Source organism: Citrobacter sp. VF227 (assembly GCF_052950715.1).
Genome location: NZ_JBRFVF010000006.1, coordinates 18,601 through 38,233, shown reverse-complemented (window position 1 = coordinate 38,233; position 19,633 = coordinate 18,601). Strand labels below are relative to the sequence as shown.

Below are 19,633 nucleotides of genomic sequence, written 5' to 3'. Positions count from 1 at the left end.
TGTGTCATCAGGCATTGATTAAAACTTAGCTCACCATCTCCTCCGCCAGGGCTTTAAACACCATCGCTACGGCGTGCGCGCCGGGGTCCATATTGCCGAGCAGGCTTTCGCTGTTCAGATAAGATGCGCGCCCCGCATTGGCTTTATTCGACAGACAGGTTCGTTCGGCACCCGCTTGCGCAGCGTCGAATGCGGCCTGCATATTTTGTGGCTGTGCGAGCAGCGACGTCAGGGCCGGCTGCAGTGCATCAATCATGGTGCGATCGCCTTCATCAGCGCCGCCGTAGAACTTCATCTGCGCCAGACCCGTATTCAGCGCCTCGGCAACGTTAGCACCCTGTTCGAGTTTCTGTCCGGCGGCGGTAAAGAAGATCGACATCAGCACACCGCTGGAACCGCCCATCACCACGGTCAGACGTTCGCCAATCAGCGCGAACAACGTGGCAAGGTTATCCAGCGGTAGCTGCTGGCGATGCAACAGGCTGGCAATCTCACGCGCGCCGGCGGCAAAGGTCGAACCGGTATCGCCATCGCCAACTTTTGCATCCAGCGCATTCAGATGTGTCTCCAGACCGGAAAGAGTTGCGGTGACAAGTTCCACAATCCCGGCTACAAGGGTGTTTTCCGAAGGCTGAAACTCCACGCGCGCACTGCGCTGAGATGACGGTACGCAACTGATTTCTCGTGGTGGGATCGGGGTTGGCCAGTTACTGGTTTCCACCTCTGTGAGTAGCGCTTTTTCGATGCTCTCTTCGAGCACGATGGCCGTAAGTGAAAAGCCTTTCATATCCAGCGCGGTGACCAGCGAAGCTGGGCCAATCAACCAGTCGATACGCGGATGCAGTGGGCTGCTGATCAGTTCGCGGGTAATGATGGCCATTTCGGCCACGGACACGCCGCCAAGATTGTTAATCATCACTGCCAGACGACCGGTTTCAGGCAGGACCGCCAGCAGTTTATCCACCATCAAATTCACCACTTGCGCACTGTTTTGCGTGTCGATAACCGAAGCACCCGGTTCGCCGTGAATGCCCATCCCCAGCTCCGCATGACCAGGATGATGACGCGGTGCAGCGTCTGTTTCTTGCGGCAGATGGCAGCTGGAAAGGGCGACGCCCAGGCTGAAAGTGTTGTTGGCTGCGTACTGCGCTTCACGCAGGACGGTGGCGAGGTTGTAGCCGCGTTCGGCGAAATAGCCTGCGATTTTATGCACCAGGATGGTTCCCGCAATGCCACGCGGGTGTTTGTTATCCGGCAGAGAGATGTCGTCGCCGACAATCAGCATTTCAACGTTATAGCCAAGGCGACGTGCTTTCTCGGCGGCGAGACCGAAATTAAGGCGGTCACCGGTGTAGTTTTTCACGATCAACAGACAGCCAGCCTCACCGGTCACCGCCTGAATAGCGGTCAGTACCGCATCTACGCTCGGAGAGGCGAACACATCTCCGCAGACCGCAGCGGTGAGCATCCCTTTACCGATAAAACCAACGTGCGCGGGTTCGTGTCCTGAACCGCCACCAGAAATGACCGCCACATTATTTTTGTTGAGGTCACGACGGATCACGATACGGATGGCTGGATCGCTTTCCAGACGCGCAAGGTTATTCCACGGGCTGGCGATAATCGTGCCGTCGATGACGTCGCTTACGAGATGGGTACGGTGGTTAAAAAAGAATTGAGACATAACGACTCCTCGAGGTTGAGTGAAAGACAAACCCCCGAATGTGTAACCATGGTGCGGAGGCGATGGAGAGATTCTGGCGAACTCAGCGTGGAAAAAAACAACGCTAAAATGAGTTTCATTACGGAACGTCATCGTTATTTTTTGTTTCGAAATGAAACTTAAAAAGTTAGGGAATCATCGCAATGCGAGCTTGCTCGACTTTTTTTTCCTGCCAAAAGTACAGGTCATACGGTGTAGTCGGCCTTTTTTTGTCGGTTTTAAATGCAGCGAAGTGAGTAAAAGGGAAAGTGGGATTGGTGATTGCCGGAGATTTGGCGGGAAATGAACGGATCGGGATCGCAAACCTTATCATTTTTGTGGATAAGCGTTCCAATCTGGAACGTTCGTGGTTTTTATCTGTTTCATATCAGAACAAAAAGACGAAAGATTTTTTTGTGTACGCCTCGCCATACAGTTATTGCATCGCTCCGGTACCTCCCGTTTTCGCCGTCAGCATTCGGCCTAACAGGTTAACGCCAGGGCTCACCATGTAAAAACATGTACTTATTTGAGGATGAAAGGAATGCTAAAAGTTATTCAATCTCCAGCCAAATATCTCCAGGGTCCTGACGCTTCCACCTTATTTGGTCAATATGCTAAAAATCTGGCGGACAGCTTTTTCGTGATTGCGGATGACTTCGTGATGAAGCTGGCGGGAGAGAAAGTACTCAACGGTCTGCACAGCCACGATATTAGCTGTCATGCGGAACGCTTCAACGGGGAATGCAGCCATGTCGAAATTAATCGCCTGATTGCCATTCTGAAACAGCACGGTTGCCGTGGCGTGGTTGGGATTGGCGGTGGAAAAACGCTGGATACCGCTAAAGCGATTGGTTACTACCAGAAGCTGCCGGTGGTGGTGATCCCGACTATTGCGTCTACCGATGCGCCAACCAGCGCGCTGTCCGTTATCTACACCGAAGCTGGTGAGTTTGAAGAGTATCTGATCTACCCGAAAAATCCGGATATGGTGGTGATGGATACCGCAATCATTGCCAAAGCGCCGGTCCGTCTGCTGGTGGCCGGGATGGGTGATGCGCTGTCGACCTGGTTTGAAGCGAAAGCCTGTTATGACGCCAGAGCGACCAGCATGGCGGGCGGACAGTCCACTGTGGCGGCGCTGAGCCTGGCGCGCCTGTGCTATGATACTCTGCTGGCGGAAGGCGAAAAGGCACGCTTTGCCGCGCAGGCTGGCGTGGTGACCGACGCGCTGGAACGTATTGTCGAAGCGAACACTTACCTCAGCGGCATCGGCTTTGAAAGCAGCGGTCTTGCGGGAGCGCATGCTATTCATAACGGATTTACAATTCTGGAAGAGTGCCACCATTTGTATCACGGTGAGAAAGTCGCCTTTGGTACGCTGGCGCAGTTGGTGCTGCAAAACAGCCCGATGGAAGAGATCGAAACCGTACTGAATTTCTGTCAGAAAGTCGGTCTGCCGGTAACGTTAGCGGAAATGGGCGTGAAAGATGACATCGACGGCAAGATTATGGCCGTGGCCAAAGCGACCTGCGCAGAAGGTGAAACCATACACAATATGCCGTTCCCGGTGACGCCTGAAAGCGTTCATGCCGCTATTCTGACGGCAGACCTGCTGGGACAGCAGTGGCTGGCGCGTTAATCAGTCGTCGGTAAGTTTTTATCCGACATCTTCTCCCCCTCTGACAGTCTCTGCCGGAGGGGGTGTCTATGGTAAAACAGCGGAAAGGGATATGACGGCGCACACGCATAGCATCGGGAAGGAAGTCTCTTCGGTTCTTGCCCAGTCATGGCATCGTTGCAGCAAGTTTATGCAGCGGGAAACCTGGCAGGCACCGCATCAGGCGCAGGGGCTGACCTTTGAGTCGATTTGTCGTCGCAAGACGGCGCTGCTGACGATTGCCCAGGCCGCGCTGGAAGATGCCTGGGAATTTATGGACGGCCGTCCGTGCGCGCTGCTGATTCTGGATGAGTCGGCCTGTATTCTCAGCCGTTGCGGCGATCCGCAGACGGTGGAACAACTGGCGGAGCTCGGGTTTCGCGACGGCAGTTACTGTGCGGAAAGCATTATTGGCAGCTGTGCGCTGTCGCTGGCGACGATGCCGGGGCAGCCGACAAAAACCTCTGGCGATCAGCACTTTAAGCAGGCGTTGCATCCGTGGTCGTTCTGCTCGACGCCGGTATTCGATAACCATGGTCGACTGTTTGGCTCCATCTCGCTGTGCTGTCTGGTAGAGCATGAGTGCGTTTCTGATTTATCCCTGACGCTGGCGATTGCCAGAGAAGTCGGTAACTCTTTACTGACCGACAGTCTGCTGGCTGAATCCAATCGTCATCTGAACCAAATGTACGGACTGCTGGAAAGCATGGATGATGGCGTGATGGCGTGGAACGAGCAGGGTGTGTTGCAGTTCCTTAATGCGCGCGCGGCGCTGCTTTTGCATCTCGACGCGCAGGCCAGTCAGGGGAAAAATATTAACGACCTGCTCAATCTGCCCATGCTGCTGCGCCGGGCGATCAAACATGCCCGCGGCCTGAATCACGTCGAAGTTACCTTTGAAAGTCAGCATCAGTTTGTTGATGCCGTCATTACCCTGAAGCCGATTGTTGAAGAGCAGGGCAACAGCTTTATTCTGTTGCTGCATCCGGTTGAACAAATGCGTCAACTGATGACCAGCCAGCTCGGCAAGGTGAGCCATACCTTTGAGCAGATGTCGACAGACGATCCGGAAACCCGGCGCTTGATCCATTTCGGTCGTCAGGCGGCGCGGGGGAGCTTCCCGATTCTGCTGTGTGGGGAAGAGGGGGTCGGTAAAGAGTTGTTGAGCCAGGCTATTCACAATGAAAGCGAACGCGCCAGCGGGCCGTATATCGCCGTGAACTGCCAGCTGTATGCCAACAGCGTGCTGGGTCAGGATTTTATGGGCAGCGCGCCTACCGATGATGAGAACGGTCGGTTGAGTCGTCTTGAACTGGCCAATGGCGGCACCCTGTTTCTGGAAAAAATTGAGTATTTAGCGCCGGAGCTGCAATCCGCGCTGCTACAGGTGATTAAGCAGGGGGTTTTAACCCGCCTGGATGCCCGGCGGCTGATTCCGGTGGATGTGAAAGTGATTGCCACCACCACGGTCGATCTCGCTAATCTGGTGGAACAAAACCGCTTTAGCCGTCAGCTGTATTATGCGCTGCACTCTTTTGAGATAGTCATCCCACCGCTGCGGGCGCGGCGCAGTAGTATTCCCTCGCTGATTTTTACGCGGCTGAATAGCCTGAAAAAACGCTTTTCAACCAGCCTGAAGATTGACGACGATGCGCTGGCGCAACTGGTGTCCTACTCGTGGCCGGGTAATGACTTTGAGCTGAACAGTATTATCGAAAATATCGCCATTAGCAGTGAAAACGGTCATATTCGGCTGAGCAATCTACCGGATTATCTGTTTGCCGAACGCCCTGGTCTGGAGACGGCATCTTCACTGCTGCCAGCCAGCCTGACATTTACCGCCATCGAAAAAGAGGCGATTATCCACGCCGCCCGCGTCACTAGCGGGCGCGTGCAGGAGATGTCGCAGCTGCTGAATATTGGTCGCACCACCCTGTGGCGCAAGATGAAGCAGTACGACATCGATGCCAGTCAGTTTAAGCGCAAACATCTGGAGTAGTTTCTTCGATTCTGGCCATCGAAAACAACACATCCGACAGTCGGTTGATGTAACGTTTGGCCTCATCGCGTAACGTCAGGGTTCTGTCCATCGCGATCAGGATCCGCTCCAGCCGACGCACCAGGGTTCGCGCAACGTGTAGCTGTGCCGAGGCCAGATTTTTCCCCGGAATAACAAACGCTTTGAGCGGGCCGCTTTGCGCCATATTACGGTCAATAAGCTGCTCCAGCGCCTGAGTATCCTCTTCACCAATACGCTGCTTTAAGCGGGTAAGTCCTTGCTCATCACTGGCGAGCTCTGCTCCAAGTACAAACAGCATCTTCTGTATGGCGTGCAGTTCCTGGCGTAGCTCGGCCTGGCGCGTGCTGGCATAGCAGACGCCAAGCTGGGAAATCAGTTCATCCACGGTGCCGTAGGCGTCAACGCGGATGTCGTCTTTGTCGATGCGGCTGCCGCCATATAGCGCAGTGGTGCCTTTATCGCCGGTTCGGGTGTAGATGCGGTACATTTATGTTATCTCGCTGAAAGGAAGCACTTTAACCAGTTGACCGGCATTGGCGCCGAGCACGCGGATCCGGACAGCCCCGGCGCAGATATGCCCGCAGACCAGCGCCCGATCCTCGGGCAACTGGGCATGGGTTAAGGCAATATCACCCGCGTTATTGAGGCCGAGCCCCACGCGTAGCGTCGAACTTTTGGCCGCCAGTTGGCCCAGCGCCAGCGCGCAGTCATGATCGTCGCAACAGATTGCCCGGTAAGGAACGCCTTGCTCTTCCAGTCCCCAACACAGCTCATCAAGCACGTGAGTATCCTGCCAGCGAGAGTGATAAAACAGATGTACGGCCGGTGATGAAAGTGACATGGCGTCCCCTGCGTTATCAGAATGCCTGACGGAAGATACCGGCAATTTCTTTCTCGTTCCCTTTGCGTGGGTTGGAGAAGGCATTGCCGTCCTTCAGCGCCATTTCCGCCATATAGGGGAAATCGGCTTCTTTGACGTCCAGATCGCGCAGATGCTGCGGAATGCCGATGTCAGCAGAGAGGCGAGCGATGGCGTGAATCGCCAGTTCGGCCGCATCCATGGTTGAGAGTCCGTTAGTGTTTTCGCCCATAAACTCTGCGATGTCGGCAAATTTTTCCGGGTTAGCGATCAGGTTATAGCGTGCCACGTGCGGCAGCAGTACGGCATTCGCTACGCCGTGCGGCATGTCGTACAGACCGCCAAGTTGATGCGCCATCGCATGAACGTAGCCGAGGTTGGCGTTGTTGAAGGCCATGCCCGCCAGCAGCGAAGCGTAGGCCATATTCTCACGTGCTTTCAGATTGCTGCCCAGCGCCACGGCCTGCCGTAAATTACGGGCGATCAGGCGGATCGCCTGGATAGCGGCGGCGTCGGTGACCGGGTTGGCATCTTTGGAAATATAGGCTTCTACGGCGTGGGTCAGGGCGTCCATCCCGGTCGCCGCGGTCAGTGGTGCGGGTTTGCCGAGCATCAGCAACGGATCGTTAATGGAGACTGACGGCAGGTTGCGCCAGCTGACAATCACAAACTTCACTTTGGTTTTGGTATTGGTCAGCACGCAGTGGCGGGTAACTTCGCTGGCGGTACCGGCAGTGGTATTCACCGCGACAATCGGCGGCAGTGGATTGGTCAGGGTTTCAATCCCGGCATAGCTGTATAGATCGCCTTCGTGGGTCGCCGCGATACCGATACCTTTACCGCAGTCATGTGGGCTACCGCCGCCGACGGTAACGATGATATCGCAATGCTCTTTGCGAAAGACTTCCAGACCGTCGCGCACGTTGGTATCTTTGGGGTTAGGTTCAACGCCGTCAAAAACCACCACCTCAATACCGGCTTCACGCAGATGGGCGAGAGTTTTATCTACCGCGCCGTCTTTAATCGCTCGCAGACCTTTATCAGTAACCAGCAGCGCTTTTTTACCACCCAACAATTTGCAGCGCTCGCCGACAACGGAAATAGCATTCGGGCCAAAAAAGTTCACATTTGGCACCAGGTAATCAAACATACGATAGCTCATAATATACCTTCTTAGATTTAAATTATAATTCAGAGAAACAGTTCAGTGCGGTTTCTGCTAATAATCTGTCTTGTTCGACGGTACCACCGCTTACGCCTACGGCACCGATTAATTTACCGTTTAATATGACGGGTAAGCCGCCGCCGAAAATAACAATGCGCTGTTGGTTGGTAAGCTGCAAACCATATAGCGAAGCACCAGGTTGTACCGCATCGGTAATTTCATGGGTACCCTGGCGCAGGCAGCAGGCGGTATACGCTTTATTAAGAGAGATATCACAGCTGGTGATAAACGCATCGTCCATGCGTTGCATCAGCAGTGTGTTTCCGCCACGATCAACCACGGAAAAAACCACCGGAACGTTAATTTCAAGCGCTTTAGCCTCGACGGCCTGCGCCATTTTTTTTGCCGCCGCCAGCGTAATGGTGGCGATTTGTTGGCTCTTATTCACAGTCTCTCCTGAAAATGTTGTAGGGCTGAGGTCACGAAACATATCGCGCAACAGCTATTTTTATCATTGGCTTTACCTTATTTTCTCGCCGCACGTTATTAAGTCAATAGGGCGAAAATTCCAAAAATATTAAATTAAACTTCCCGGATTTGCGTTTATTGATAATGATCATTTAACCTCGTCACAATTTGATGTGGATATTCCTGAATTGCGTTTCAATATGAAACGATGCGTTTTTATCAGGTGCCAAATTGGAACGAAATTAATTTTATTTTTTTATTGTTCTGCTCATTTAGAGTTCGACCATTGCTGATGAAAGGCGAATGCCGGGTGTTGTGTCCCCGGCAATGCGGCCCGGCGTCCCTATTTTTTATCTTTTGAGTCAATAAATCATGAGAAGATCAAAACGATTCGAAGTGCTTGCGAAACGGCCTGTAAATCAGGATGGGCTGATTGGCGAATGGCCTGAAGAGGGGCTGATCGCCATGGAAAGCCCCTACGATCCTGCTTCATCGGTGAAGGTAGAATGTGGTCGTATTGTTGAGCTGGACGGTAAGAGCCGCGCCGAGTTCGACATGATCGACCGTTTCATTGCCGACTACGCCATTAACGTGGCTGAGGCCGAGCGCGCCATGCAGCTCGACGCGCTGGAGATCGCCAGAATGCTGGTGGATATCCACGTCAGTCGGGAAGAGATTATTGCCATTACCACCGCCATCACCCCGGCGAAAGCGGTGGAAGTGATGGCGCAAATGAACGTGGTGGAGATGATGATGGCGCTGCAAAAAATGCGCGCCAGACGCACCCCCTCCAATCAGTGTCACGTGACCAACCTGAAAGATAACCCGGTACAGATTGCCGCCGACGCCGCCGAAGCGGGGATCCGTGGTTTTTCCGAGCAGGAAACGACGGTCGGGATCGCCCGTTATGCGCCGTTTAACGCCCTGGCGCTGCTGGTGGGGTCTCAGTGCGGTCGCCCCGGCGTGCTGACGCAATGTTCCGTTGAAGAGGCTACGGAGCTGGAGCTGGGCATGCGCGGGCTGACCAGCTACGCCGAAACGGTGTCGGTCTATGGTACGGAGTCGGTATTTACCGATGGTGATGACACGCCGTGGTCAAAAGCGTTTCTCGCCTCAGCGTATGCATCGCGTGGCCTGAAGATGCGCTACACCTCCGGCACCGGTTCGGAAGCGCTGATGGGCTATTCCGAAAGTAAATCGATGCTGTACCTGGAGTCGCGCTGCATTTTTATCACCAAAGGCGCAGGCGTACAGGGGCTGCAAAACGGCGCGGTCAGCTGTATCGGCATGACTGGTGCAGTACCGTCAGGGATCCGCGCGGTGCTGGCGGAAAACCTGATAGCCTCAATGCTCGACCTTGAAGTGGCCTCCGCCAATGACCAGACCTTTTCCCATTCCGATATTCGCCGTACTGCCCGTACCCTGATGCAGATGCTGCCGGGCACCGACTTTATCTTCTCCGGTTATAGCGCGGTACCCAACTACGACAACATGTTTGCCGGATCGAACTTCGACGCTGAAGACTTCGATGATTACAACATTCTGCAACGCGATCTGATGGTTGACGGGGGCCTGCGACCGGTCACGGAAGAGTAAACCATCGCTATTCGCAATAAGGCCGCCCGTGCCATTCAGGCGGTGTTCCGCGAACTGGGCCTGCCGCTAATTAGTGATGAAGAGGTGGAGGCAGCCACTTACGCTCACGGCAGCAAAGATATGCCCGCACGCAATGTGGTGGAGGATCTGGCTGCTGTGGAAGAGATGATGAAGCGCAATATCACCGGACTGGATATCGTCAGCGCGTTAAGTTGTAGCGGTTTCGAAGACATCGCCAGCAATATCCTCAACATGCTGAGGCAGCGCGTCACCGGTGATTACCTGCAAACGTCGGCCATTCTGGATCGCCAGTTCGACGTCGTCAGTGCCGTCAATGACATCAATGATTATCAGGGACCCGGCACCGGCTATCGTATTTCTGCCGAACGCTGGGCGGAAATTAAAAATATAGCGGGTGTGGTTCAGCCCAGCGCGATCGAATAAGGCGGTAGACAGTGGAATGCACAACTGAGCGTAAGCCGGTTTTTACCTTGCAGGTGAGCGAAGGCGAGGCGGCTAAAGCGGACGAACGCGTGGATGAAGTAGTGATTGGCGTCGGCCCGGCCTTTGATAAGTATCAGCATAAAACCCTTATTGAGATGCCGCACAAAGCGATTTTGAAAGAGCTGGTTGCTGGCATCGAAGAAGAGGGGTTACATGCGCGGGTAGTGAGGATCCTGCGCACCTCGGATGTTTCTTTTATGGCGTGGGATGCGGCAAATCTTAGTGGTTCTGGTATCGGGATTGGTATCCAGTCGAAAGGAACCACGGTGATTCATCAGCGCGATCTGCTGCCGTTGAGCAACCTGGAGCTGTTCTCTCAGGCTCCGCTACTGACGCTGGAAACGTATCGCCAGATTGGTAAAAACGCCGCGCGCTATGCACGTAAAGAGTCGCCCTCGCCGGTGCCGGTGGTGAATGACCAGATGGTGCGCCCTAAATTTATGGCTAAGGCCGCACTGTTTCATATCAAAGAAACCAAACACGTGGTGCAGGATGCTGCGCCCGTCACGCTGCATATTGCACTGGTAAGGGAATGACCATGAACGACAACATCATGACCGCGCAGGATTACCCATTAGCGACCCGCTGCCCGGAGAAAATTCAGACCCCCACCGGGAAACCGCTAACCGAGATTACCCTTGAGAATGTGCTGGCGGGCCGCGTAGGACCGCAGGATGTGCGTATTTCTCAGCAAACGCTGGAGTACCAGGCACAGATTGCCGAACAGATGCAGCGTCACGCCGTGGCGCGTAATTTCCGTCGTGCGGCAGAGCTGATTACCATCCCAGATGCCCGCATTCTGGAGATCTACAACGCGCTGCGCCCGTTTCGTTCTTCGTTTGCTGAGCTGCAGGCCATTGCCGATGAACTGGAATATACCTGGCATGCCACGGTGAACGCCGGGTTTGTTCGCGAGTCGGCAGAGGTGTATCAGCAGAGAAATAAGCTGCGTAAAGGCAGCCAATGACGGAGGGTGTATGCCGCTAATTGCAGGGATTGATATCGGCAACGCCACCACTGAAGTGGCGCTGGCGCAGCATGGCCGGTTTATCGCCAGCGGGATTGTCGCGACTACCGGCATGAAAGGGACGCGGGATAATATTGCAGGGGTGGTGGCCTCCCTGCAGCAGGCGCTGAATAACACGCCGTGGTCGCTTCAGGACGTGGCGAAAATCTGTATCAACGAGGCGGCACCGGTAATCGGCGATGTGGCGATGGAAACCATCACTGAAACCATTATTACCGAATCAACGATGATTGGGCATAACCCGCAAACGCCCGGCGGTATTGGTGTGGGAATAGGAACCACCATCACAGTGGAGAAGCTGGCGGCGGTGAGTGAAGATCATTTTGCTCAAGGTTGGATCCCGCTGGTAGGCGAGGAGATGGATTTTCTCGAGGCGGTTTGGCTTATCAATGAGGCACTGGATCGCGGTGTCAATGTGGTGGCGGCAATCCTGAAAAAAGATGATGGTGTACTGGTGAACAATCGTCTGCGCCGGACCATGCCAGTGGTAGATGAAGTTACCCTGATTGAGAAGGTGCCGGAAGGCGTGTTGGCGGCGGTGGAAGTGGCGGCCCCGGGACAGGTGGTGCGGGTGCTGTCGAACCCTTACGGCATTGCGACTTTCTTTGCCCTAACGCCCGAGGAAACGCAAGCTATCGTCCCCATCGCCAGAGCGCTGATTGGCAACCGTTCTGCCGTGGTGCTGAAAACGCCGCAGGGCGATGTGTGTTCAAGAGTGATCCCGGCGGGCAAGATCGTTATCCGTGGCGAAAAGCGCGGCGGTGAAGCCGACGTTGCGCATGGCGCGCGGGCCATTATGCAGGTGGTAAGCGCCTGTGCGCCCGTGTGTGATATTCGCGGTGAAGCTGGTACGCACGCAGGTGGCATGCTGGAGCGGGTGCGTAAGGTGATGGCCTCACTGACCGGTCATGACATGAACACGGTGCACATTCAGGATCTGTTGGCGGTAGATACATTCATTCCGCGCAAGGTTCAGGGCGGTATTGCCGGGGAGTGTTCAATGGAGAACGCCGTTGGCATTGCGGCGATGGTGAAATCCGATCGCTTACAGATGCAGGCCATCGCCAGTGAGCTCAGCGCCCGGCTAAATACCCCGGTTGAAGTCGGTGGCGTAGAGGCCAACATGGCCATAGCCGGAGCGTTAACCACGCCCGGTTGTGCTGCACCGCTGGCGATCCTCGATCTGGGCGCAGGATCTACCGATGCCGCCATTATCAATAGCGACGGTGCAGTGAAAGCGGTTCATCTGGCCGGTGCGGGAAATATGGTTAGCCTGTTGATTCAAACAGAGCTGGGCTTAAGCGATCCGTTTTTGGCAGAGGAAATTAAAAAATACCCGCTGGCAAAAGTGGAGAGTCTGTTCAGCATTCGCCATGAGAACGGCGTGGTGGAGTTTTTTCGCGAGCCGCTCAGCCCGTCGGTGTTTGCCAAAGTGGTGTATCTGAAAGACGGGGAGCTGAGCCCGATAGATAACCAAATCTCGCTGGAAAAAATTCGGCTGGTGCGCCGACAGGCTAAAGAGAAGGTTTTTGTGACCAACTGCCTGCGTGCGTTACGCCAGGTATCTCCCGGTGGAACCATTCGCGATATCTCTTTCGTGGTGCTGGTAGGCGGTTCCTCGTTGGATTTCGAAATCCCACAGATGATAACCGACGCGCTGGCGCATTACGGGGTTGTCGCCGGACAGGGCAACATCCGTGGTACTGAAGGGCCGCGTAATGCGGTGGCGACCGGGCTGGTTTTGGCTGGAATGGCGAATTAATCGCGCAGAAAACAGTCGCGCAAGCGTTTAGCTGCGGGGTAAATCAAATAAAGGTGATGTTCTCTTTGATATCCCGGCGGAGTTGGGTACATAGTATGAATGTGTCTCTCACGTGGTTAATTTTAAGGATAAGAGCATGCCAACAGCAATTGAGAAAGCATTGGATTTTATTGGTGGTATGAACACTTCGGCGTCAGTACCCCATTCAATGGATGAAAGTACCGCTAAGGGAATCTTAAAGTATTTGCATGACTTAGGTGTGCCAGCGAGTCCGGAAGTAGTGATGGCACGGGGTGAGCAGGAGGGATGGAATCCCGAGTTCACGAAAAAAGTAGCCGGATGGGCAGAAAAAGTCGCCTCCGGTAACCGCATCCTTATCAAGAACCCAGAGTATTTTTCAACCTATATGCAGGAGCAGCTCAAAGAACTGGTGTGAGCTGACTATAGGATCAAACTCTAACGGACGTTTCCATCTCTGATGGCAGCGTCCTAATGGCGTGCCAGCGATATAGGCTGGCGCAGCGTATGATATAACCTTATTCCCCGCATGGGGCTGTAAGATCATTTCCGAAGCGATGGCTTATCGCGAGAATTTCAGTCAGTGTGAGCAGATGGTCATCTGGCCTGATTTACTTTCATTGGATACCACTGTGAACGCTATTTCGACGGCCACGCTACCGCGTTTGCACCAGGGCTGCGTGCTTACATCGACCAGACTGCCAGTTGGCACAAAACCAATCTAACGTCGGTGTACAGGGCGTCACCGGCATCAATGTCTCAGTCTTTCGGGACTTGCAGGCATCCGGCACTGATGCCGACCTGATCTACCTGGTCGGGGTCACGACACTGGTGAGCAAGGATGGCTTCAACTTCTTCTAGAGTCGGCGGATCTCGGCCTGAGCATCTGACAGTTCTTTATTGGTGGATGAGTCCGGCCGTACTCCTTTATCCTCGCGTACAGACTGTGTGGCAATATTGAGACGTTTTGCTCACGCTAAAAACGGAATCGCCACGCTAAACAATCTGTTTGGCTGTTTCAACTTTACACTCTTCGGGATACCCCTTACCGCTGGGTAACCCTCTTTAAGTCCTCAGAAATGACGCTAAGATCTTTGTTAAATCCGAAGCTATTCATACCTCTAAACTGGTACAGAAACCTGATTAAAGGTTGCCATAAAGAACTATCTTCTGGCAAATCGTAAAACTCAGGTCGCACGATGATAATGGTCGGATACAACTAAATAAATCAGAAATCAAAACGGGAAAAATGCTCGAACAATAACGTGTTTTAGTTGATCACTATAATGTGAGCTGGTACAAAAAAACTTTTAATTTTTAAATCAGTCTGAAGTATTGTTAGGTTATCATCCTGAGTATGTTTCCTTCCACGAATTACAGCTTTCAGGTAGCCTATGAATGAGTCTCGGTCCCCTACCGCCGTTATTGTGGATGACCATCCCTTGGCTCGCATGGCCATACGCGGCATGTTGGAAAAACAGCACATTACCATTATCAAAGAATTTGAGAACGGAGCGGAAGCCCTAAAGGAGTTGACGAAAACAGCTGTCGATATCGTCGTTGTGGATGTCGAAATTCCTGGCATAAATGGCGTTGAGCTGGTGGAGAAACTCAGGGCACAATGTTTTACTGGTGTGTTAATCGTAGTATCAGCAAAAAATGATCGCTATTACAGTAAACGCTGCGCGCAGGCTGGCGCGAATGCTTTTATTAGTAAAAAGCAAGATATGGAAAATATTCTCGCAGCGATTAATGCGGCGAAAAATGGTTATATCTACTTTCCCTTTTTCATGGAGGAACCGTCGGTAGAACTAACGGATAATCAGCGTCTTGAATCTCTCTCCGCGCAGGAGATGAAAGTAATGAGCTATATGCTAAGCGGCCTTGATAATACGCAGATTGGCGAAGCGATGTATATAAGCAGCAAAACGGTAAGTACCTATAAAACTAGATTAATGGAAAAATTAGGCTGTAAATCACTAGTCGAACTACTCTCTTTTGCTCATCAGAATAAGCTGACCTGAAGATGGAACTGCGTCTTGTACTTCTCCTGCTCCTCTGGGTTTTCAGCGGATGTGCTGCTTATGCTCAGGATGGCTCCCCCACTGAGCTAGAGCTGTCGGGATATAGTTACATTACTCCGGTGCCTGTGTACTTGAGTGAGGATAACAAGCGCTGGCTGTTGCAAAAAAGAGCGCTACGCATTGGAGTTTATCAACCTGAGCAGGCTCCGTTGGTGCAAACCACGCTCAGTGGGCGCTACAGGGGAATGAACGCTGACTATCTGACGCTAATCCATAATTCGCTAAATGTCCGTATCGCTGTACTGAGCTATAAAAATCGCGCTGATGCAATTCGCGCGCTACGTGCGGGCGAGATTGATACGGTATTGACTGGTCTTGATACGTTTCCTTTCGCTGAGGAGGGCATTCAGCTCTCGGAGACACTAGTACATTCCTGGCCCGTGCTGGTGACTTCGCTCTCTAACGTTATGGGTCCCTTGCATAGTCCGCAGAGTGCTCGTATTGCGGTTGTTGAGGGCTATCCTGGCGCTGATTTCATTCATGAGGTATTTCCGAATGCCGAAATAGCCAATTACGCCAGCTATCAGGAGGCGCTGAACTCCATTATTACCGGGCAGAATCGATGGTTTATGGGTGATTCGCTAACTACTAGCACTTGGCTTTCCCAAGAGTTCAGCCTGGCTTTGAGCGCGGTTAAATATTGGCCTTCACCACAAAAAATGAGCCATTTTTTATTCTTACCGGGACAAGAGCGTTTACTGAGCATCATTAATAGCACCATCAATGCAATCGATGAAAATCAGCATGGACAAATAGCGCAGTCGATGATTGACAAAGGTAACCTCTCTTTTTTACTTCAACCACTCAATCTGACGCCTCGTGAAAAACAGTGGCTAAAAACAAACAAAACGCTACGGGTAATTATTAATCCGTGGTTTGCGCCTTACACCATGGCCGACAATAATCAGGAAGTTCGGGGGATTGTAGGGGATATTCTTAATCTGATTAGTTTGCAAACTGGCCTGCAGTACGAAACGGTTGTCGTAAACTCGCGTGAAGATATGCTTTCAGAGATGAAAAAGGGCAACTGGCATATTGTACAGGCAGCCACCTTTGATTTGAGCCTCCAAAACACCCTCTCTTTCACTCATCCCTTTATTACCACCCAGTTTGTTACCGTTGTCAGAAAAGAGGATGCCCAGGCGATAGCGCTAAAGGCAGGAGCGCACGTGGCGATAAGCATCGATCATCCGTTACTGATGCAGATGAAAGCCCGTCATCCGGATATCTATTGGCAAGAAGTAGAAAACTCCAGTGTAGCATTAAATCTTGTTGCAACGGGAAAAGTTGACGCGGCGATTTCTAATCAGCTGACCGCTCGTTATCTCACTGAACATTATTATCCCGATCGGCTGACATGGCTCCCGTTGCCAGAGGTGCAACCGGCAGCAATCAGTTTTGCTGTACCGCGCTCAGAACCTGAATTAAGGCAGATCCTTGATAAGGCCTTGGATGATATCCCCCAGAAGGAAATTTTACAGATTGTCGGTAAATGGATACGTCTGCCGGACGTCCAAATAGATACCTGGGAGTTGTATAACCGACCCTTCTATCTGGTAGCAACTCTCGCGACCCTTCTTGTCGTGAGTACCTTCCTCTGGGTGCTCTACCTGGCACGGCAGGTGCGTAGAAGAAAAGAGTCGCAGCGTTTACTGGAGAAGGAAAAGACCAAAGCACAGAAAGCTAATGAAGAGAAACGAGCCTTCCTCTCTCATATGAGCCATGAGATTCGCACCCCAGTAAGTGCCATTGTGGGATTTCTGGAACTGTTACAAAACTCAACGACAAACTTCAGTCATGAAGATAAAACTTCTATCGATCATGCAGTTACAGCTTCGCGATCGCTGTTGAAACTGATTGGCGAGATCCTCGATCTGGAGAAGATAGAATCCGGTTTGCAGGAGGTGATGCCGAAGTGGGTGCATGTTGATGCGATGATCAAAGAAAAAGTATTACTTTTTACCGCGCTTGCCGCGCAGAAAGGGATAGCACTGGGCTATGACTCGCATCTGGAGCCAAAAGAAGCCATGCAGCTAGATCCACAGATGTTGGAACAGGTGCTGATGAATCTTATCGGCAATGCGGTGAAATTTACACGTCATGGAGAAGTTCAGGTCTCAGCGAAGAGACTGAATCACGCGCTGGTAATTTCCGTGAATGACACGGGGCCCGGTATCAGTAGCGAAGAACAAAAGTCGCTTTTTATGCCGTTCAGTCAGGGGAAAATGGGGGAGATTCATCACGGGTCAGGGCTAGGATTGGCTATTGCAAAGGCATTGATGAACCAGATGGGGGGCACGATAGATTTGCAAAGTGAAGTTAATCAGGGGACCAGAGTGACGCTGAATTTGCCAGTACAAATTTCGTATGATGCACTCACTGACGTCGTTGAAACCGAGTCACCACCACCTCCTGTTATTGGCAAGACACTGCGGGTATTAATTGCCGACGATCACCCTTCCAGTCGTCTACTGTTAAAACGTCAGCTAGCCTCCCTGGAAATTGCTGCGGATGAAGCGGAAAACGGCGAAGAGGCATTACGTTATCTTCAGCAGGATCGTTACGATTTATTGATTACCGACCTTAACATGCCCGTGATGGATGGTATTGCACTTACTCGCGAGGTGAGACGATTTGATAGTGATCTTCCTATCTGGGGTCTGACCGCTACAGCGCAGCAGCATGAGCGTGAACGCTGTATTGCGGCAGGAATGACCGATTGTCTATTTAAGCCAATTACCCTCGCGCAGCTCACTCGTCTGTTAGCCGGAGTAAGCCAGACGAACGAATTAATGTTCGATGAGAAGCGGTTGGCGGTACTAGCACAAAACAATCGGGTGCTTATGCTCGCTGCGCTGCATGATGCGCAACGGGAAAATCGACACGATTTAGAAGCAGCCAGAACAGCCGCATTTGACGAGGACTATCCATCGGTGAAATATCATATTCATCGCCTTAACGGTACTGCCCAATTGCTGGGCATTAATGAAGTCATCACTGTTGCTCAAATGCTGGAAGAACGATTGCCTGATGCTATTACTGCGGCGGAACTGTTCGACTCTTTGAACCGAATCGAAAGCTCGCTCAATAATCTGGAACAATCCATAGAAAAATTTCAACAATAGCCCTTTTCCTACGTATGTAGGCGCTTGCTGACAGAATAATAAGCTCTCGCCAATGTTGCTCCACTGTTAACCAGGTAAAATTAGCCCTGTTCCGGTGAAGTATCTTTTGTTAAGTGACAATAGAATATTCCCTAAGAAAAATCCAATTCGATGGTTATTACAAGTTCTGGCTATCAAACAACTATAGATCATTAAGTTGCGCCTATGTTTCATGGTAGTTTTAAATGCTATAACTTAATTTTTAACTGGTGTTTTTATTTGTAATCTATGGTTTCTAATGGATTAATTATCTTTGAAAGGTGAAAAAATAGTAGAAACGATCGTTTTTTATTCCCAGCTCGAAATCCATTACTTTTGTGCTGCTATAAACATATAATTTCTGTAAATCTCACAATGAAACATGAGAGGGATTACTGACGCTAAATAATAAAGAGGATTATGCCTGGAAGGTAAATTTATGGATTTGTCAGGTTCCATTTTTTCTGATGATTATTTTTTTATTGTCGGCATGAGTGAATTGTTAACTCCAGAGTTAATTGATGAAAATTATTGTATCATAGACATTGAAACAATATGCATATCAGAGGTGCGTAAGAACATAACTCCGGGGAAAAAAGTTATTATTTTTATCAGTAACGTTCTTGACTACTATGCTTTAAAGCATATGTCAGACTTTGTTTTTATTGATAAAAAGTGCCGGCTGAATGAAATTCTCTCCTGTTTGTTGGTAAAGAGTTCACAATATAATTACAGAATGAAATACTCACTTTCTCAGCGTGAGGAAGAAGTGCTCTATTGTATGCAAAAAGGGCTGGATGTTAAAGAGATTAGCCAGCGACTAGGAATGACAAGAAAAACATTTTATGCACATCGCCGCAGTCTGATTTTTAAACTACAGCAAGGTAATCGTGTTGTGCTGTATCAGAATATCGCGCGCACTGAGCTCTATACGCAGAATACTCATGAATATGAGTGACTAGTATATTTTATTAACTGTTGTTTTATGAATGTAAGGTTAACATTAATTTTTAAAGCTTCACATTTATTTTTTCAATTTAACTAACCATATGGAATTTATATATGAAAAAGATTGCACTGATTTCTGCTCTTGTGTCTCTATCCATTTCTCAGGTTGCAAATGCTGCTGATGGGGTAATTAACTTTACCGGTAATATCACGGGTACGGCATGCGTGGTTGATGCAACATCTATCGCTCAACCAGTTGAGCTCGGCACAATTTCAACCGCAGCCTTTGCCGGAGGTAATAGCACTACGGCAGCGGCGAAACGTTTTAACATTGTGCTGAAATCCTGCCCGGCCAGTATTTCGAGCGCCAGCATTCGCTTTGATGGCACGACCAACACCGCTAATCCTTCCATTCTGGCGCTGACCAACGGGCAAACTGCAACTAACGTTGGGGTAGCCATCTATGAGCAGGACAGTACGACGCTGATTCCGGTTGGTTCTCCCTCAGCAAGGGTGAATCTGTTGGAAGATGTTAATAACACACTGACTTACTTTGCTAAATATATGGCAACGGGAGTTGTTGGTGCTGGAACCGCAAACTCTTCGACATCATTTACCGTGACTTACCAGTAAAAGTAGGGCCATTTGTGGCCCTTGTTATTCTCTCAGGATTTCTT

At 51.2% G+C, this 19,633-nt stretch carries 15 protein-coding genes and 3 pseudogenes; 12 read left to right on the top strand and 6 right to left on the bottom strand.

The genetic code is table 11. The annotated features are described in order from the left end of the window. Positions 1-25 precede the first annotated feature (25 nt). On the bottom strand, positions 26-1,684 hold the full coding sequence (locus tag ACU8YC_RS17930; protein WP_446895613.1) for a glycerone kinase: 1,659 nt from the start codon (positions 1,682-1,684) through the stop codon (positions 26-28). Between the two features lie 562 nt (positions 1,685-2,246). Between ACU8YC_RS17930 and ACU8YC_RS17925 the strand changes: the two genes are divergently transcribed. Both ACU8YC_RS17925 and dhaR read left to right on the top strand, forming a co-directional pair. After that, complete coding sequence (locus ACU8YC_RS17925; protein ID WP_032940746.1) at positions 2,247-3,344, top strand: glycerol dehydrogenase; 1,098 nt, start codon at positions 2,247-2,249, stop codon at positions 3,342-3,344. A 91-nt stretch (positions 3,345-3,435) separates the two neighbouring features. Then, positions 3,436-5,361 (top strand): dihydroxyacetone kinase operon transcriptional regulator DhaR, encoded by a 1,926-nt coding sequence (dhaR, locus tag ACU8YC_RS17920; RefSeq protein ID WP_151217797.1) that lies wholly within the window; start codon positions 3,436-3,438, stop codon positions 5,359-5,361. Here dhaR and ACU8YC_RS17915 read toward each other — a convergent pair. The 4 genes from ACU8YC_RS17915 to ACU8YC_RS17900 are packed head-to-tail and all read right to left on the bottom strand — an operon-like array spanning position 5,339 to position 7,854. Beyond that, positions 5,339-5,869 (bottom strand): cob(I)yrinic acid a,c-diamide adenosyltransferase, encoded by a 531-nt coding sequence (locus ACU8YC_RS17915; protein ID WP_151217796.1) that lies wholly within the window; start codon positions 5,867-5,869, stop codon positions 5,339-5,341. The two genes, dhaR and ACU8YC_RS17915, sit on opposite strands and share 23 nt — an antisense overlap. Next, the gene (locus ACU8YC_RS17910) at positions 5,870-6,223 is read right to left on the bottom strand and encodes a glycerol dehydratase reactivase beta/small subunit family protein (RefSeq protein WP_151217795.1); all 354 of its coding nucleotides are present in this window, start codon (positions 6,221-6,223) and stop codon (positions 5,870-5,872) included. A gap of 16 nt (positions 6,224-6,239) precedes the next feature. Continuing rightward, on the bottom strand, positions 6,240-7,403 hold the full coding sequence (dhaT, locus tag ACU8YC_RS17905; protein WP_446895612.1) for a 1,3-propanediol dehydrogenase: 1,164 nt from the start codon (positions 7,401-7,403) through the stop codon (positions 6,240-6,242). Between the two features lie 22 nt (positions 7,404-7,425). Further along, positions 7,426-7,854, bottom strand: a complete 429-nt coding sequence (locus tag ACU8YC_RS17900) for a GlcG/HbpS family heme-binding protein (RefSeq protein ID WP_446895611.1) — start codon at positions 7,852-7,854, stop codon at positions 7,426-7,428. A 392-nt stretch (positions 7,855-8,246) separates the two neighbouring features. Between ACU8YC_RS17900 and ACU8YC_RS17895 the strand changes: the two are divergent. From ACU8YC_RS17895 to ACU8YC_RS17870, 6 genes and pseudogenes are all read left to right on the top strand, one after another. After that, positions 8,247-9,914 (top strand): annotated as a pseudogene (locus ACU8YC_RS17895) (propanediol/glycerol family dehydratase large subunit). Between the two features lie 11 nt (positions 9,915-9,925). Continuing rightward, the gene (locus ACU8YC_RS17890) at positions 9,926-10,510 is read left to right on the top strand and encodes a propanediol/glycerol family dehydratase medium subunit (protein WP_151217791.1); all 585 of its coding nucleotides are present in this window, start codon (positions 9,926-9,928) and stop codon (positions 10,508-10,510) included. Between the two features lie 2 nt (positions 10,511-10,512). Beyond that, a complete protein-coding gene (locus ACU8YC_RS17885) occupies positions 10,513-10,941 on the top strand; it encodes a diol dehydratase small subunit (protein WP_151217790.1) in 429 nt (142 codons plus the stop codon). A 10-nt stretch (positions 10,942-10,951) separates the two neighbouring features. Then, positions 10,952-12,763 carry a diol dehydratase reactivase subunit alpha gene (locus tag ACU8YC_RS17880; protein ID WP_446895610.1) on the top strand — a complete coding sequence of 604 codons (1,812 nt, stop codon included), beginning with the start codon at positions 10,952-10,954 and terminating at the stop codon, positions 12,761-12,763. 112 nt (positions 12,764-12,875) lie between these two features. Beyond that, positions 12,876-13,199 (top strand): DUF1889 family protein, encoded by a 324-nt coding sequence (locus ACU8YC_RS17875; protein ID WP_001573898.1) that lies wholly within the window; start codon positions 12,876-12,878, stop codon positions 13,197-13,199. Between the two features lie 109 nt (positions 13,200-13,308). Then, a pseudogene (locus tag ACU8YC_RS17870) lies at positions 13,309-13,639 on the top strand (phage tail sheath subtilisin-like domain-containing protein); the annotation flags it as partial. Between the two features lie 2 nt (positions 13,640-13,641). On the opposite strand, the pseudogene ACU8YC_RS17865 reads toward ACU8YC_RS17870, so the two are convergent. Further along, a pseudogene (locus ACU8YC_RS17865) lies at positions 13,642-13,786 on the bottom strand (IS3 family transposase); the annotation flags it as partial. Between the two features lie 389 nt (positions 13,787-14,175). Between ACU8YC_RS17865 and evgA the strand changes: the two are divergent. The 4 genes from evgA (at position 14,176) to ACU8YC_RS17845 (ending at position 19,589) form a co-directional block, all read left to right on the top strand. Further along, on the top strand, positions 14,176-14,805 hold the full coding sequence (gene evgA / locus ACU8YC_RS17860) for an acid-sensing system DNA-binding response regulator EvgA (RefSeq protein ID WP_151217788.1): 630 nt from the start codon (positions 14,176-14,178) through the stop codon (positions 14,803-14,805). 2 nt (positions 14,806-14,807) lie between these two features. Further along, complete coding sequence (locus ACU8YC_RS17855; RefSeq protein ID WP_278238298.1) at positions 14,808-17,990, top strand: response regulator; 3,183 nt, start codon at positions 14,808-14,810, stop codon at positions 17,988-17,990. 457 nt (positions 17,991-18,447) lie between these two features. Continuing rightward, positions 18,448-18,966 (top strand): response regulator transcription factor, encoded by a 519-nt coding sequence (locus tag ACU8YC_RS17850; RefSeq protein ID WP_151217787.1) that lies wholly within the window; start codon positions 18,448-18,450, stop codon positions 18,964-18,966. A 104-nt stretch (positions 18,967-19,070) separates the two neighbouring features. After that, positions 19,071-19,589 carry a fimbrial protein gene (locus tag ACU8YC_RS17845; protein WP_151217786.1) on the top strand — a complete coding sequence of 173 codons (519 nt, stop codon included), beginning with the start codon at positions 19,071-19,073 and terminating at the stop codon, positions 19,587-19,589. Positions 19,590-19,633: the final 44 nt, after the last annotated feature.

Excerpts from the sequence above, each read along its gene's own strand:
- ACU8YC_RS17915 (WP_151217796.1), bottom strand. The coding sequence starts at position 5,869 with ATGTACCGCATCTACACCCGAACCGGCGATAAAGGCACCACTGCGCTA.
- dhaT (WP_446895612.1), bottom strand. The coding sequence starts at position 7,403 with ATGAGCTATCGTATGTTTGATTACCTGGTGCCAAATGTGAACTTTTTT.
- evgA (WP_151217788.1), top strand. The coding sequence starts at position 14,176 with ATGAATGAGTCTCGGTCCCCTACCGCCGTTATTGTGGATGACCATCCC.
- dhaR (WP_151217797.1), top strand. The coding sequence starts at position 3,436 with ATGACGGCGCACACGCATAGCATCGGGAAGGAAGTCTCTTCGGTTCTT.
- ACU8YC_RS17880 (WP_446895610.1), top strand. The coding sequence starts at position 10,952 with ATGCCGCTAATTGCAGGGATTGATATCGGCAACGCCACCACTGAAGTG.
- ACU8YC_RS17930 (WP_446895613.1), bottom strand. The coding sequence starts at position 1,684 with ATGTCTCAATTCTTTTTTAACCACCGTACCCATCTCGTAAGCGACGTC.
- ACU8YC_RS17845 (WP_151217786.1), top strand. The coding sequence starts at position 19,071 with ATGAAAAAGATTGCACTGATTTCTGCTCTTGTGTCTCTATCCATTTCT.
- ACU8YC_RS17910 (WP_151217795.1), bottom strand. The coding sequence starts at position 6,223 with ATGTCACTTTCATCACCGGCCGTACATCTGTTTTATCACTCTCGCTGG.
- ACU8YC_RS17850 (WP_151217787.1), top strand. The coding sequence starts at position 18,448 with ATGGATTTGTCAGGTTCCATTTTTTCTGATGATTATTTTTTTATTGTC.
- ACU8YC_RS17925 (WP_032940746.1), top strand. The coding sequence starts at position 2,247 with ATGCTAAAAGTTATTCAATCTCCAGCCAAATATCTCCAGGGTCCTGAC.
- ACU8YC_RS17855 (WP_278238298.1), top strand. The coding sequence starts at position 14,808 with ATGGAACTGCGTCTTGTACTTCTCCTGCTCCTCTGGGTTTTCAGCGGA.
- ACU8YC_RS17885 (WP_151217790.1), top strand. The coding sequence starts at position 10,513 with ATGAACGACAACATCATGACCGCGCAGGATTACCCATTAGCGACCCGC.